The sequence below is a fragment of the Methylobacterium sp. 190mf genome, from assembly GCF_900107945.1.
In the GTDB taxonomy this organism is placed as follows: Bacteria; Pseudomonadota; Alphaproteobacteria; order Rhizobiales; family Beijerinckiaceae; genus Methylobacterium.
In genome coordinates, this window is the sequence record NZ_FNVI01000006.1 from 223,073 (window position 1) to 238,033 (window position 14,961).

Here is a 14,961-nt window from a genome sequence, read left to right on the forward strand (position 1 = left end):
ACGAATTTTCAGATATATCGAAATACGGTCGGCAGCAAGGCCCCTCCGCCGGTCCGCGGCATGACCCGCGGCATGGCCCGCGGCATGGCCCGCGGCGCGGACGCCGGCGGCGCCCCGCGGTTTACGGATTCGGCCGGTTCCGCTAGTGCGACTTGTGTCCGACAGGACGATCGCTCCCGCGCCGCCTCGCGCCTCCGACGCTGCCCGCCAGCTGCCGCCCATGACCCGATCAGAGCCCCGCGCCTCGACGGCGCCCGCCCGGCGGGCGGCCGATGGATCCCGCGCCCCGTGACGGCCCGCGGCGAACGCCCCTCCGCAGAGTCCTGAGATGCGCCGCGACTCCGACGGGACCGGCCGGATCTCGGCCCTGACGCGGATGCGACGCCGCCTCGGCCGGCTGCGCGACCCGCTGGCCACGCCGGCGGCGCTGCACCGACGCTGGGCGGGCGCGGCGACCGGCGCGGATCTCGAGGCGCGCCTGATCGCCGCCCTGGCCCCGCACTTTGACACGGCGTTCTACGCGAGTTGGTACGGGATCGCGGCCGACCCGGTGCGCGACTACCTCGTCCACGGCTGGCGCGCGGGCCGCGACCCGCGCCCCGACTTCGACTCCGCCGCCTACCTCGCCGCCCATCCCCACCTCGCCCGCGCCGGCATCAACCCGCTTCTGCACGCCCTGGCGCGCCGCCGCGCCGGGCGTGGCGGGGCCGGCGGGGAGGGGGAGGCGGCCGCCCTGCCGAAGCCCGACACGGCCGAGGCCCACCGCCTCGCCCGCCGCCTCGTCGACGGCGCCTTCTACCTCGCCGGCAACCCCGACCTCGCCGCCGCCGGCGTCGACCCGGTCGACCACTACATGGCCTCCGGCTGGCGCGAGGGCCGCGAGCCGGCGCCGCACTTCGACACCCTGGCCTACTGCCTCAGCCGCGGGATCACCTTCGCCACCCGGAACCCGCTGGTCCACTACGTCCTCCACGGCGGCCCCGCCCGGCCCGACCCGGAGGCCGCGCTCGCCCTGCGGGTCGAGACGCTCGCCCCCTACTTCGACGCCGCCCATTACCGGCAGCGCCTGCCCGGACCGCAGGCCGAGGCGCTGGCCGATGCCTCGGACGCGGCGCTGCTGCGCCACTACGTGGCGGAGGGCTGGCGGGCGCGGATCGGCCCGCGGCCGGACTTCGACCCGGCCGGCTACGTGCAGGCGCGGGCCGGCAGCCGGGCGGTCGCGGACGACCCGTTCTTCCGCTACGTGGCCGAGACCCGGCTGACGGGGGCCGAGCCGTTCGCGGGGCCGCACCGGCTGAACCTGCCGGCGGTGGACGCGGACTGGTACCGGGCGACCTACCCGGACGTGGGCGGGCGCGAGCCGTTCCTGCACTTCGCCGAGGCGGGCTGGCGGGAGCTGCGCGATCCCGGCCCGGGGCGCTCGACGCTGGCGGCGCTGCTGCGGGTCTGCGGGCTGCGGCCGGCGCGGGCGCCGGTCGAGGACACGGGCTGGCTCGGGGCGATCGGGCAGGAGACCCTCGAGCGGGACGCGTTCCTGGACCTGCAGGCGCGGCTGGTGGCGGGGCATTTCGACCACGGCTTCTACCGGGCGCGCTACGGGCTGTCGGAGGCGGAGGACGCGGTGCGCGACTACTGCGACACCGGCTGGCGCGCGGGCCGCAACCCCAGGCCCGACTTCGACGGGCAGGCCTACGCCGACGCGCATCCCGGGATGCGCGAGACGGGCCTCGCGCCCCTCGTCCACCGCCTCGCCACGGCGCTGATGCACGGCACCGACATCGCGGCCGGTGCCTTCCACCCCCGCTACGGCACGCCGGATTCGCGGGAGGCGGCGCTGGCCGACGAGGCCCGGACGGTCGCACCGTTCTTCGACGCCGCCTTCTACGCCAAGCGCAACCCCGACGCCGCCGACGCCCCGCTCGCCCACTTCGTCGCCTACGGGCAGCACGAGGGCCGGGACCCGAGCAAGGCCTTCTCGATCGCGTTCTACCGGGAGACCTACGGGCACCTGCTGGGTCCCGGGGAGTCGCCGTTCCTGCACTACGTGCGCACCGGCCGGGCCGCCGGGCTGATGGGCTGCCCCGAGGATCTCGGCACCTACCCGCCCATGGAGGCTCCGGCGGCCGACGAATGGGACCGCCTGCCCCGGGCCCTGCCCATCGCGCAGGCCCGCGTCGTCGTCATCGTCCCCGTCTACAAGGGCCGCGGCGAGACCCTGCGCGCCCTCCACGCCTGCCTGTCGGCGCCCCAGGCCACCCCCTTCACCCTGCTCGCCGTCAACGACCGCTCCCCCGACCCGCAGCTCACCGCGGACCTCGCCGCCCTCGCCGGCCGCGGCCTGTTCCACCTCGTCGAGAACGAGCGCAACCTCGGCTTCGTCCGCTCGGTCAACCGCGCCCTCGGCCTGCGCCAGGGCCGCGCCGTCGTCCTGCTCAACTCCGACGCTGAAGTCTTCGGCGACTGGCTCGACCGCCTCGTCGCCCACGCTGAGCCTGAGACAGGCCCCTCCGCCGAGCCGCGCCCGCCCGTGGGCAGCGTCACGCCCCTGTCCAACAACGCCACGATCTGCTCCTACCCGCGCTTCAACGCCAACAACACCATGCCGCTCGAGATCGCCCGGCCCGACCTCGACCGCGTGGCCGCGCAGGTCAATCGCGGCCGCGCCGTGCCCGTGCCCACCGGCGTCGGCTTCTGCATGTACATGACCGCCGCCGCCCTCGACGCCGTCGGCGACCTCGACGCCGAGGCCTTCGGCAAGGGCTACGGCGAGGAGAACGACTGGTGCCTGCGCGCCATCAAGGCCGGCTTCGTCAACCTGCTCGCCGAGGACGTGTTCGTCCACCACGCCGGCCAGATCTCGTTCGGGCTCGACGCGGGCGGCGAGTACGACCAGGGCCAGGCAGCGCTGCTCGCCAAGCACCCCGACTATCCGGCCCGGGTCGGGCAGTTCGTCCAGGCCGATCCCGGCCGGCGCGGGCGGGCGCGGCTCGACCGGGCGCGGCTGGCCCGGCACTTCGCCGGCCGGGCGCTGCTGTACGTGACGCACAGCTGGGGCGGGGGCATCCAGCGGCACATCGACGACATGGTCGCGCAGGCCCGGGCCGAGGGCCTGAGCGTGGTGCTGCTGCAGATCGACCGGACCCGCAACCTGGAGGTTCACGTCTCGTATCGCGGCCCCGAGTTCCTGTACCTGCCCAACCTCGACAGCCTGTACCTGCCGCGCGACGCGGCCGAGCTCGCGGAGTTCGTCGGGCAGCTGGCGCCGGTCCTGATCCACGTGCACTCGCTGGCGGGCCTGCGCTGGGCCGCGGCGCGGGCGCTGATGGCGGTGGTGGCGGGCGCGGGGCGGCCCTACGCGTGGACGCTGCACGACTACTCGCCGGTGTGCCACCGCAACCACCTGGTGCAGCCGGACGGGCGCTACTGCGGCCTGGCGCCGGTGGCGGAGTGCCGGTCGTGCCTGGCGGTGGACGCGGACGGGTTCGAGGAGCCGGATCCGGGCGAGCGGCGGGCGGCGTTCGGGGCGTTCCTGGCGGGCGCCGCGCGGGTGTTCGCGCCGTCCTCCGACACGGCGAGCCGGATCCGGACGGTGTACCCGGATCTGTCGGTCACGGTGCGGCCGCACGTCGAGCCGGAGCGGTCGGTGCGCTCGACCGCCCTCCAGCGGCCCGGCCGAATCCGCCGCGTCGCCGTGCTCGGCGCGATCAGCGCCACGAAGGGCGGCCTGTTCCTGCAGGCGCTCGCCACCGACGCGCGGGACCGCGACCTGCCGCTGCACTTCGCGATCGTGGGCTACTCGGACCCGGCCCTGGCGATCGGCCTGGAGCGCGTCGGGGTCGCCCAGACCGGGCGCTATTCCGGGGACCACGAGGCCCTGGACCTGGTCTGGCGGCTCTCGGCCGACCTCGTGCTGCTGCCGGCGATCTGGCCCGAGACCTACTCGTACGCGCTGACCCTGGCGCTGCGCACCGGCCTGCCGGTGGCGGCCTTCGACCTCGGCGCGCCGGCCGAGCGGCTGCGCGCCTACCCGAACGGGCACCTGCTCCCCGGCGCGCTGGCCACCGATCCGGCCGCCTTCAACGACCGCCTGCTCGCCATCGACGTCTCGGCCGCGGGCCGGCTCACCGTGCCGATCCGGGCCGCCACCTACGGCGACCTGATGGGCGACTATTACGGCCTGGACCCGGCGCCGGCCGGGACCGGGCACCCCAGCGACGAGGACGCCGCATGATCTCCGTCAACGAGGACATGAAGCAGGAGATGCTGCGCCGCGGCATCTCGGTGCTGCACCCGGCCCCGTTCGGCCTGCCGGAGGATTGCGTCTTCGAGCCGCCGTGCAGCATCAAGTGGATGGGCGTCGATTACTGCCTCACCATGGGGGCGTTCTCGTACGCGGTCAGCGGCTACTATTTCGGGGCCGACATCGCCCGCTACTGCTCGATCGGCGAGAGCGTCCAGGTCGGGCGCGGCAGCCACCCGGTCCAGTGCGGCTCGACCTCGCCGCTGTTCTACACGCACCACTCGGCCGTGTTCGACCGCATCGACCCGCGGGCGGAGGATTACGAGATCTCCGGCCCGTATCTCTGGCCCAAGCGCGTGCGCATCGGCAACGACGTCTATATCGGCCACGGCGCCTTCCTGATGCCCGACATCACGATCGGCGACGGGGCGGTGATCGGCGCCATGGCGGTGGTGACCAAGGACGTGCCGCCCTACGCGATCGTGGCCGGCAGCCCCGCCCGGATCGTGAAGATGCGCTTCCCGGACGCGCTGATCGAGCGCTACCTGAAGGTGCAATGGTGGCGCTACGCCTTCTGGGACCTGCGCCAGTGCTCGATCACCGACCCGGAGACGTTCATCGACGCCGTCGAGGAGCGGATCGCCGGGGGCATGCAGGAATACCGGCCGGAGCTGATCCCGATCCGGTCGCTGGTGCCGGGCGCCTGAGCCCAGGCACCTGAGGCCGGGCGCCCGCCGGGACGCGCCGCGCGCCGGGGCGTCCGGGGCGGCACGCTCAGCCCGCCAGCACCCGCGCCGCCGCGTCGCCGAGAGCCCGCACGCCGAGGGCGAGGTCGGCGTCGCTGGTATCCTCCGCCCAGTGGTGGCTGATGCCGCCGATCGAGGGCACGAACAGCATCGCGGCCGGCAGGATCCGGGCGACGTTCTGGGCGTCGTGCCCGGCCCCCGACGGCATCACCTGCCACCCGCCGGGGCAGACGCTCTCGGCCGCCTCCGAGAGGGCGCGCATCAGGGCCGGGTCGCAGGGGGCGGGGATCGCCTTGGCCAGGGCCGTCAGCGTGGCCGGGCAGCGCTCGCGCCGGTTCGAGTCCCGCACCAGCGCCTCCAGGCAGGCCTCCATCCGCTCCAGCACGGGCATCGCCACGTCGCGGAACTGGAAATACACCTCGGCCCGCCCCGGGATGATGCTGAAGCCGCCGGGATCCAGGGTGATCCGTCCCGTGGTCCAGGTGCTGCGCGGCCCGCAGACCTTCGGGAATTCCCGGTCGATCGCCGCGAGCAGCCGCACCGCCGAGAGACCCGCGTCCCGGCGCTCCGCCATGGTGGTGCCGCCCGCGTGGTCCTGGTTGCCGGCGAAGTCGATCCGGAACTGCCAGATCGCCACGATGCCGCTCACCACGCCGAGATGCAGGCCGGCGGATTCGAGCTGCGTGCCCTGCTCGATGTGCATCTCGAGGAAGCCGCGGTAGCGGTCCGGGTCGAGCCGCGTCCGGGGCAGGCCGGCGAGGCCGGCGCTCGCGAGCGCCGCGCGGAGCGGCGTGCCGTCGGTGCGGTTGCGGGCCTCGTCGATCTCGGCCTCGGTCAGGTCGCCGATCGCCGAGCGGCTGCCCAGGAAGCCCCCCGAGAAGTGCCCCTCCTCGTCCGCGAAGGCGACGACGTCGACGGGCAGCCCGGCGCGGGCCAGCGCGACCCCGGCCACGACGCCCAGCGCCCCGTCGAGCCAGCCGGCCTCGTTCTGCGTCTCGATGTGGCTGCCGACCAGCAGGTGCGGGCCCGGCCCGCGGTGGCGCCCGAGCACGTTGCCGATCCCGTCGATGGAGGCCTCCAGGCCGCAGGCCTCGAGCCGGGCCATCAGCCAGCGCCGGGATTCCATGTCGTCGGCCGAGAAGGTCGGCCGGTGGACGCCGGTGCGGAACCGGCCGATCTCGCGCAGTTCGTACAGGTCGGCCAGGAAGGCCCGGGTGTCGATCGCGGTCATGGTGAGCCCAGGCGATGAGGCCAAGTGTTGAGGCCGAGTGTTGAGGCCGAGTGAGGCGGCCACGTGGAGAGGCCTCCGGCGGTGCAAGCCCCGTGCGGCCCGCTATTCCGCCGCCGCAGGTCTCGAGGCCGCGCCCTGCGCACCGCCCCCCGCGCCCTCCAGCCAGGCGGCGAGATCGGCCCGGGCCCGGTCGGTGAGCGCGCGCTTCTTCAGCGCCGCCTTCTCGGGTCCGCGCAGGCGCCGGCCGGTCTCGTTGCGGGGGGCCCGCTCGAGCGGCGGGAACAGGCCGAAATTCACGTTCATCGGCTGGAACGAGCGCGGGGCGTTGGCCTCCCCGTCCGCCATCAGGTGGCCGCCGGTGATGTGGGCGATGAGCGCGCCGAGGGCCGTGCTCTGGGGCAGGGGGGCGAGGGGGGCGCCGGCCGCCTCCGCGACGGCGAAGCGGCCGGCCATCAGCCCGACCGCGGCGCTCTCGACGTAGCCCTCGCAGCCGGTGATCTGCCCGGCGAAGCGCAAGGTCGGACGGGCCCGCAGCCGGAGGGTGGCGTCGAGGAGGCGCGGGCTGTCGAGGTAGGTGTTGCGGTGCAGGCCGCCGAGGCGGGCGAACTCGGCCCGCTCCAGGCCGGGGATCATGCGGAAGACCCGCACCTGCTCGGCGTAGGTCAGCTTCGTCTGGAAGCCGACCATGTTGTACAGGGTGCCCAGCGCGTTGTCCTGGCGCAGCTGCACGATCGCGCAGGGCTTGACCAGCGGGTCGCGGGGATTGGTGAGCCCCACGGGCTTCATCGGCCCGTGGCGCAGCGTCTCGGGGCCGCGCTCGGCCATGACCTCGACGGGCAGGCAGCCGTCGAAATAGGGCGTGCCCTCCCACTGCTTGAACCCGATCTTCTCGCCCGCCACGAGGGCGGCCACGAAGGCGTCGTACTGCTCCCGGGTCATCGGGCAGTTGAGGTAGTCCGCGCCCGTGCCGCCGGGTCCCGGCTTGTCGTAGCGGGACTGGAACCACGCCACGTCCATGTCGATCGAGTCGCGGTGGACGATCGGCGCGATCGCGTCGAAGAAGGCCAGCGACTCGGCGCCGGTGAGCCCGCGGATGCCCTCGGCCAGCGCCGGCGCGGTGAGCGGGCCGGTGGCGACGATGCAGGGCCCCCATTCCTCCGGCGGCAGGCCCTCGACCTCCCCGCGGACGAGGGTGACGTTCGGGTGCTGCTCCAGGGCCCGGGTCACCGCGGCGGAGAAGCCCTCGCGGTCGACCGCCAGCGCCCCGCCCGCCGGCACCTGGTTGGCGTCGGCCGCCCGCATGATCAGCGAGCTCAAGGAGCGCATCTCCTGGTGCAGCAGCCCGACGGCGTTGCCCTCCGGGTCGTCCGACCGGAACGAGTTGGAGCAGACGAGCTCGGCCAGCCCGTCGGTCCGGTGCGCCTCGGTGCCGCGCACCGGGCGCATCTCGTGGATCACGGCGCGATGCCCGGCTTCGGCTACCTGCCAGGCGGCCTCGGATCCGGCGAGGCCGCCGCCGACGATGTGGATGGTCTGTGTCATGTCCGAGAATAGCGAAGGACCGCCGTCCGGATCAACGGGCGGCGGTCCTTCGAGGCGTTCGTCTCGGGCGCTGTGACGCGGACGCGGGGATCAGACGCGGGCGACGCCGCGGATCTCGCTGCGGTTGATGCCGAGATCGGCAAGATCGCGGTCCGACAGGCGGGACAGCTGGGTGACGGTGTCGCGGTACCGGAGATAGGCGCGGACGCGGCTCAGGACGCTACGGGCGGCGGACATGGTGTGCTGTGACCTCTGCTCGGGCAGACGATGGCGCCCCATTGCGCATCGCTGCCTCTTGTTGGTGCAACGCACATATAATCGCGCCGCAGCGCAGCAGGAGTCGCAAGGTCAAGCACCAGACCTGCGAAAATCGCATAACCGGCTTAAGAAACCGGCAAGGTTTCCGGATGGTCATTCTTTGTGCGCATGCAGGGCGAAGAAGGGCCTTCCGCACGCGCGAAGGGCGCCCCGCCGGTCGGCGGGACGCCCTGCATGCCGTCTGACGAACTCGGACGGGGGCTCAGTAGAACGGGCGCGGCCCGTAGAAGCCGTAGGGCCGGTAGAAGGGCCGCGGCCGGTAGTAACCGCCGTACCCGCCGTAATAGACCGGGCGCCGCCAGTAGCCGTAGGGCCGGGGGCCCCAGTTCGGCCGGCAGATGCCCCACGGATTGGGATGGAAGCCGGGGCCGCAGCCCCCGGCCGCCTCGGCAGACCCCGCGAGCCCGAGGCCGCCGGCGATCGCGGCGGCCATCACGAGTGCCTTCGCGCGCGGTGCGCTCAGAATCGTCATGACTGGATCTCCTCAACGTTTCCGGCGGATCGGGAGCCGGTCGTTCGAGATTCGGTCCCGCCACCTGAACCGTCGCTGAGCCGTAGGTTGTGTCCGGTACAGGCCCGCGACGGCGCCGCGGCAACGCCGCTCGGAGCGCGAAGGTTGCACGCTCCGGGTCGCGGGCTCAGTGCAGCGAGGGCGTGCGCAGGAACCGCTCCCGATCCCCGGAGACGAGGGCGAGCTTCACGCCGCGCCCCTCCCGGCGGATCGTGAGGGGGACCCGCACCCCGGCCTCGCCCAGGGCCCAGACGCTCCGGAACAGGGCGGCGAGGTCGGCCACCGGCTCGCCGGCCACCGCCTCGATCACGTCGCCGGCCTGGAGGCCGCCGGTCTCGGCCGGGCCGTTATCGGCGAGGCCCATCACGACGATGCCCTCCTCGCTCTCGGTGGCGTAGAGGCCGAGCCAGGGGCGGGGCGGCCGGTCGGCCCGCCCGCGCGTGGCGAGGTCCTCGAGGATCGGCGTCAGCAGATCGATGGGCACGACCATGTTGATCGGCCGCGCCGCGCCGCCGCCGCCCTGCTGCAGCTGCAGCGAGCCGATGCCCAGCAGGTCGCCCTGGGGGCCGATCAGCGCGGTCCCGCCCCAGTGCGGGTGCGCGGGGGCGGTGAACAGGGCCTCGTCGAGGACGTACTCCCAGTAGCCGGCGAATTCCTGCCGGGCCACGACCTCGACGGCGACGCAGCGCTGGCGCCCGCCCGCCCCGGCCAGCACGGCCCGGTCGCCGGTCTTGAGTCCGGCCGAGTGGCCGAGCGGGAGGGCCGGCACGCCGAGATCGCCGAGCGCCTGGACCAGGCCGAAGCCCGTGGCGGCGTCGAAGCCGAGGACGTGGCCGGGCACCGAGCGGCCGTCCCGGGTGGTGAGCCAGACGCTCTCGGCCTCGGTGACGAGGTAGCCGATGGTGAGCACCAGCCCGTCCTCGCGGATCACCACGCCGTTGCCGGCGCGCTCGGTGCCGAGCGTCTCGGCCGTGAACGCGCTGTCCGGGATCCGCGCCGACAGGGCCAGGACCGCGGAGAGCGCCCGGTCGAGGTCGTAGCCGTAATCCGCGGGCCTGGGCTGGGCCTGCGCGGGGATCTTCCACTCGCCCTGCGTCGCCATGACAATCCTTCGGCTCGTCCGCCTGCGCTCCGGTCGGCCCCGGAGCCGCGCCATCGGCACACCATAGGATGTCCGCGCCGCCCGCGTCACCCGCGGCCGGCTGCGACCCGTGGCACGGGCCCGCCCGGGGCGGCCGGCTGCGGCCCGCCGCGGCACCGGCACAAAGAAAAACCGCCCGGCGGAGCCGGGCGGCGCGCCGTCCCGGAGGACGGCCTGTCGGAGATCCGGGAGCCCCCGCCGCGCGGCGGCGGGGAGCCCGGTGTCTCGGAAGGATCTCAGTACTTGCGGACCAGCGGCGCCGGGACCGGCGCGGCGGCCGGGGTCGGCGAGTAGAGCGGCACGATGAACCGGATCCAGCCGTCGGTGGAGTAGTTGTCGCGGGTGCGGCCGAACGCGTTGGTGTACTGCGCGCCGGTCACGACGTCGCGGGCAACGTAGGCCTGGACGGTGAAGATCTTGAAGTCGTAGCCGATGAGACCGCCGAGGGCGAACCGGCCACGGTTCCCGGCCGCGGCGCTGGCCTGGCTGATGTCGAAGTTGTAGGTGCCGTAGGCGATCGGGCCGATCTCGAAGTTGCCGAACTTCTTGGTCGCCGTGAGGTCGAAGTTCAGGGCGTCCGACAGGCGGATCGGGCCGATGGCGGCGCCGACCTGGCCGGGGAAGCGGCCGGGCGAGTCGTAGATGTTGGCGGTCAGGTTGGCGGTGATGTTCCAGCCGTCACCCGTGTAGCTGCCGGCGATGCCGAAGCGGTAGGTGTTGGAGGAGAGCTGCGGCAGGACCGGGGTGGCCGTCGTGCCGTTCGCGGTGATGATCGAGCCGCGGTCGCCGTTCAGGTCGTTCAGGTAGGCGCCGCCGAGCAAGCTGACGCCGAAGTTGTTGCCGAGGTCGAAGGCCCAGATGCCGCCGACGAAGGTGCCGACGTTGATCGAGATGTCCTTGTTGCGCACGCCCGCCGGGTTGCGGGTGAAGGCGAACACGGTCGGGGGCGCCACGAGCAGCTCGACGCGGCCGCCGAACGGCACGAACGGGGTCGACCAGACCAGGACCGGGATGTTGACGGCCGTGTCGGGCGAGTTCGGCGCGTCGGTGCGGCGATAGGTGAACGTGTTGATCGCGTAGAGGCCTTCCGGCAGCGGCGCGCCGACGGCGAGGCCGACCTGCTCACCGGGAACCGTCGTGGTCTGCGCCTGCGCGATCGTCGAGGTCATGCCGACCGTGAGCGCGACCGTGCCGGCCGCGAGCCAGTTCTTCATCATTTTCTCATTCCTTCCCAAGGTCATACGGCGTCCGTCCCGCATTCGGCACTTCCCTGCCGGTCTGCTCGCCTATCGCGGCTGCCGGCTTCGGACCTGCCGAGCGCCCCCACGGAGCCTGCCCGTCTCAACGTCTGCGACTATTCTACAGAGACCTGCGGAAAGACAGTGGAATGCTCGCCGAAACGCCACAACCGGCCGAACCGTTGCGCAAAAGCCGCATTTTTGCGGCGATGCAACACTGTCCACAGACCCTGCTCGAACCGCGGTTTCGGCAAAATATCGTTGAACGGTCAAGCTGTTGCCGGCCCGGGCCGCGGGAGAATCCGGCAAAGGCGGGAAGGTGATCGGGCAGGCCGCCGGTCCGGACGCGCGGGCCGGGATCCGGCTCCGAGCCGGTCGGCGGCGGGTCCGGAGCCGGATCCGGCCGCTCGAATCACCGTCCGCGGGCGCGGGGTCCGGCCGAGACCCGGCAGAAACTGCCGCGCCGGCCCGGGAGCGGGTGATCCGTCGCGTCGGACCCGCGCCCGCACTGCACGGGCGGGGGCGCGTCCGGCACGGTCGCCGGTGCGTGCGATGCCCGCCCCCGGAAGGTCCGCCCCCCTCCGCCGCCCCGCTACTCCGCGGCGCGACCGCGGCTCGCGGGTGAGGCGGGCCGCCGCTCCAGCACCTCGCGCAGGAACCGGCCGGTATGGCTGGCCTTGGCGCGGGCGATCTCTTCCGGCGTGCCCTGCGCCACCACCCGGCCGCCGCCGTCGCCGCCCTCGGGACCCATGTCGATCACCCAGTCGGCGGTCTTGATCACTTCGAGGTTGTGCTCGATCACCACCACGGTGTTGCCCTGGTCGACCAGCTCGTGGAGCACCTCCATGAGCTTGGCGACGTCGTGGAAGTGCAGGCCGGTGGTCGGCTCGTCGAGGATGTAGAGGGTGCGGCCGGTGGCGCGCTTCGACAGCTCCTTGGAGAGCTTCACGCGCTGCGCCTCGCCCCCCGACAGGGTGGTGGCCTGCTGGCCGACATGGACGTAGTGCAGGCCGACCCGCTTCAGGGTCTCGAGCTTGTCGCGGATCGCCGGCACCGCCTTGAACAGCTCGGCCGCCTCCTCGACGGTGGAGTCGAGCACGTCGGCGATGGACTTGCCCCGGTACTTCACCTCCAGGGTCTCGCGGTCGTAGCGCTTGCCCTTGCAGACGTCGCAGGTGACGTAGACGTCCGGCAGGAAGTGCATCTCGATCTTGATGACGCCGTCGCCCGAGCAGGCCTCGCAGCGCCCGCCCTTGACGTTGAACGAGAAGCGCCCGGGCTGGTAGCCCCGCGCCTTGGCCTCGGGGAGGCCCGCGAACCAGTCGCGGATCGGCGTGAAGGCGCCGATATAGGTGGCGGGGTTCGAGCGCGGCGTGCGCCCGATCGGCGACTGGTCGATGTCGATGACCTTGTCGAGGTGCTCCAGCCCCTCCAGCCGCCCGTAGGGGGCCGGGTGCTCCAGGGCGCCGTTCAGCTTCTTGGCGACGGCCTTGTAGAGGGTGTCGATCACCAGGGTGGACTTGCCGCCCCCCGAGACGCCGGTGATGCACGTGAAGGTGCCGAGCGGGATCTCGACGTCCACGTCCTTGAGATTGTTGCCCCGCGCGCCGAACAGGCCGAGCTTGCCCTTCCGGCCCTTGCGGCGGGCGGTCGGGGTGCGCACCGCCATCGCGCCGGTGAGATACTTGGCGGTGAGCGAGGCGGGGTTCGCCAGCACCTCCGCGGGGGTGCCCTGCGCGATGATCTCGCCGCCGTGGATGCCGGCGCCCGGGCCGACATCGACCACGTAATCGGCCTGCAGGATCGCGTCCTCGTCGTGCTCGACCACGATCACCGAGTTGCCGAGGTCGCGCAGGCGCTTGAGCGTGCCGAGCAGCCGCTCGTTGTCGCGCTGGTGCAGGCCGATCGAGGGCTCGTCCAGCACGTAGAGCACGCCGGTCAGGCCGGAGCCGATCTGCGAGGCGAGGCGGATGCGCTGGCTCTCGCCGCCCGAGAGCGAGCCGGAGCCGCGGGCGAGCGTCAGGTATTCCAGGCCGACATCCACCAGGAAGCTCAGCCGGTCGCGGATCTCTTTCAGGATCCGGACCGCGATCTCGTTCTGCTTCGCGGTCAGCTTCCCGGGCAGGTCCGAGAACCAGCGATGCGCCTCGGAGACCGAGAGGGCGGTCACGTCGGCGATGTCCGCCATGGCGACCTTCACGGCCAGAGCCTCGGGTTTCAGCCGCTTGCCGCCGCAGGCGGCGCAGGGCGTCTCGCTCATGAAGCGCCCGATCTCCTCGCGCACGGCGTCCGAGTCGCTCTCCTTGTAGCGGCGCTCCAGGTTCGGGATCACGCCCTCGAAGGGCTTGTTGACCGTGTACTTGCGCAAGCCGTCGTCGTAGGCGAAGCGCACCGCCTGCTTGCCCGAGCCGTAGAGCACGATGGCGCGGGCCGTCTCCGACAGGCTCTGCCAGGGGACGCCCGTCTTGAAGCCGAAATGCTCGGCGAGCGCCTCGAGCGTCTGGCCGTAATAGGGCGAGGTCGACTTCGCCCAGGGGCCGACCGCGCCGCGCTTCAGGCTTAAGCCAGGGTCGGAGATCACCAGCTCGGGATCGATCCGCATCTCGTGGCCGATGCCGCTGCAGGTCGGGCAGGCGCCGAACGGGTTGTTGAACGAGAACAGCCGCGGCTCGATCTCCGCGATGGTGAAGCCCGAGACCGGGCAGGCGAAGCGCGACGAGAAGGTGACGGTCCGCGGCGCCTCGCCCTCGGGGGCGTCGGCGAACACGATCTCGGCGACGCCGTCGGCGAGTTCCAGCGCGGTCTCGAAGGACTCGGCCAGCCGCGAGCCGATATCGGCCCGGACCACGATCCGGTCCACCACCACGTCGATGTCGTGCTTGAACTTCTTGTCGAGCTTGGGCACATCGTCGATGGCGTAGTATTCGCCGTTCACGCGCAGCCGCTGGAAGCCTTTCTTCTGATATTCGGCGATCTCCTTGCGGTACTCGCCCTTCCGCCCGCGGACCACGGGCGCGAGCAGGTAGAGCCGGGTCTTCTCCGGCAGCTCCAGCACCCGGTCGACCATCTGCTGGACGGTCTGGCTCTCGATCGGCAGGCCGGTGGCCGGCGAGTAGGGGATGCCGACCCGCGCCCAGAGCAGGCGCATGTAGTCGTAGATCTCGGTCACCGTCCCCACGGTCGAGCGGGGGTTCTTCGAGGTGGTCTTCTGCTCGATCGAGATCGCCGGCGACAGCCCGTCGATCTGGTCGACGTCGGGCTTGGACATCATCTCCAGGAACTGGCGGGCGTAGGCCGAGAGCGACTCGACGTAGCGGCGCTGCCCCTCGGCGTAGATCGTGTCGAAGGCGAGCGACGACTTGCCCGAGCCCGAGAGCCCGGTGAAGACCACGAGCTTGTCCCGCGGGATGGTCAGGTCGACGTTCTTGAGATTGTGCTCCCGGGCGCCGCGGATCGCGATGACCCGCCGGTCCTCGACGGGGGCCGGCGCGGCGTCGAACAGGGCCTCCAGCTTGGCGTCGATGGCGGCTTCGGTCCGCGCGCCGGGGGAGCTGGATTTCGCGCGAACCGGCTTGGACTCGGGCACCTTGGACTGGGGCGCCTTGGCCGTCGCCGGGGCTTTCGGAGCCGTCTTGGAAGGCGCTTTGGCGGCAGCTTTCGGTGCGGCTTGGGCAGCACCGACGCGGCTTGCGGCACGACTTCCAGCTTGGGCTTTGGCCATGAGGGCGGCGGTCTTTCGAGGCGTCGACCGAGGCATCGACGAAGTCGGACGGATTCGCGCGCGGGCCAGCCGCCGCTCCGGCTCATGTCGAGCCCGAGGGGGCCCGCGGCAAGATGCGGCCGGCGGGACGCAGGCCCGTCATGCGCCGCCCTTGCTAGAACGAAACGCGTACGTCGGCAACCGCTCGGTGAACGCGCCGCCGTCTCCGCGGCCGCAGCGCGGCGGCCCCGATGGCGCCACACGGACGAGGCGCGCGCCGGGCTCCCTCCGCTG

9 protein-coding genes are annotated in these 14,961 nt (G+C 72.7%); 2 read left to right on the forward strand and 7 right to left on the reverse strand.

Annotated elements, in window-relative coordinates; genetic code table 11:
- Window positions 1-328: 328 nt before the first annotated feature.
- Both C4T42_RS09485 and C4T42_RS32720 read left to right on the forward strand, forming a co-directional pair.
- Entirely contained in the window at window positions 329-4,231 is a 3,903-nt protein-coding gene (locus C4T42_RS09485) for a glycosyltransferase (protein ID WP_103985043.1), read from the forward strand.
- Window positions 4,228-4,947 (forward strand): CatB-related O-acetyltransferase, encoded by a 720-nt coding sequence (locus tag C4T42_RS32720; RefSeq protein WP_042671319.1) that lies wholly within the window; start codon window positions 4,228-4,230, stop codon window positions 4,945-4,947. The genes C4T42_RS09485 and C4T42_RS32720 overlap by 4 nt, the downstream gene beginning before the upstream one ends.
- Window positions 4,948-5,014: 67 nt before the next feature.
- Here the strand turns inward: C4T42_RS32720 and C4T42_RS09495 are convergent, their stop codons facing one another.
- The 7 genes from C4T42_RS09495 to uvrA all read right to left on the reverse strand — a co-directional run bounded on the left by C4T42_RS09495 (window position 5,015) and on the right by uvrA (window position 14,688).
- Window positions 5,015-6,217, reverse strand: coding sequence for a Zn-dependent hydrolase (locus C4T42_RS09495; RefSeq protein ID WP_091677322.1), 1,203 nt, complete (start codon window positions 6,215-6,217; stop codon window positions 5,015-5,017).
- A gap of 102 nt (window positions 6,218-6,319) precedes the next feature.
- Window positions 6,320-7,759, reverse strand: a complete 1,440-nt coding sequence (gene trmFO, locus C4T42_RS09500) for a methylenetetrahydrofolate--tRNA-(uracil(54)-C(5))-methyltransferase (FADH(2)-oxidizing) TrmFO (RefSeq protein WP_042671323.1) — start codon at window positions 7,757-7,759, stop codon at window positions 6,320-6,322.
- Window positions 7,760-7,849: 90 nt separating this feature from the next.
- Complete coding sequence (locus tag C4T42_RS09505) at window positions 7,850-7,996, reverse strand: DUF1127 domain-containing protein (protein ID WP_020095497.1); 147 nt, start codon at window positions 7,994-7,996, stop codon at window positions 7,850-7,852.
- 283 nt (window positions 7,997-8,279) lie between these two features.
- Window positions 8,280-8,549, reverse strand: a complete 270-nt coding sequence (locus C4T42_RS09510; protein WP_020095498.1) for a hypothetical protein — start codon at window positions 8,547-8,549, stop codon at window positions 8,280-8,282.
- Window positions 8,550-8,715: 166 nt separating this feature from the next.
- Window positions 8,716-9,690: a S1C family serine protease gene (locus C4T42_RS09515; protein ID WP_020095499.1), complete on the reverse strand. Its 975-nt coding sequence runs from the start codon at window positions 9,688-9,690 to the stop codon at window positions 8,716-8,718.
- Window positions 9,691-9,965: 275 nt separating this feature from the next.
- Window positions 9,966-10,946: a transporter gene (locus C4T42_RS09520; protein WP_020095500.1), complete on the reverse strand. Its 981-nt coding sequence runs from the start codon at window positions 10,944-10,946 to the stop codon at window positions 9,966-9,968.
- Between the two features lie 613 nt (window positions 10,947-11,559).
- Window positions 11,560-14,688 (reverse strand): excinuclease ABC subunit UvrA, encoded by a 3,129-nt coding sequence (gene uvrA / locus C4T42_RS09525; RefSeq protein ID WP_103985044.1) that lies wholly within the window; start codon window positions 14,686-14,688, stop codon window positions 11,560-11,562.
- Between the last annotated feature and the right edge of the window lie 273 nt (window positions 14,689-14,961).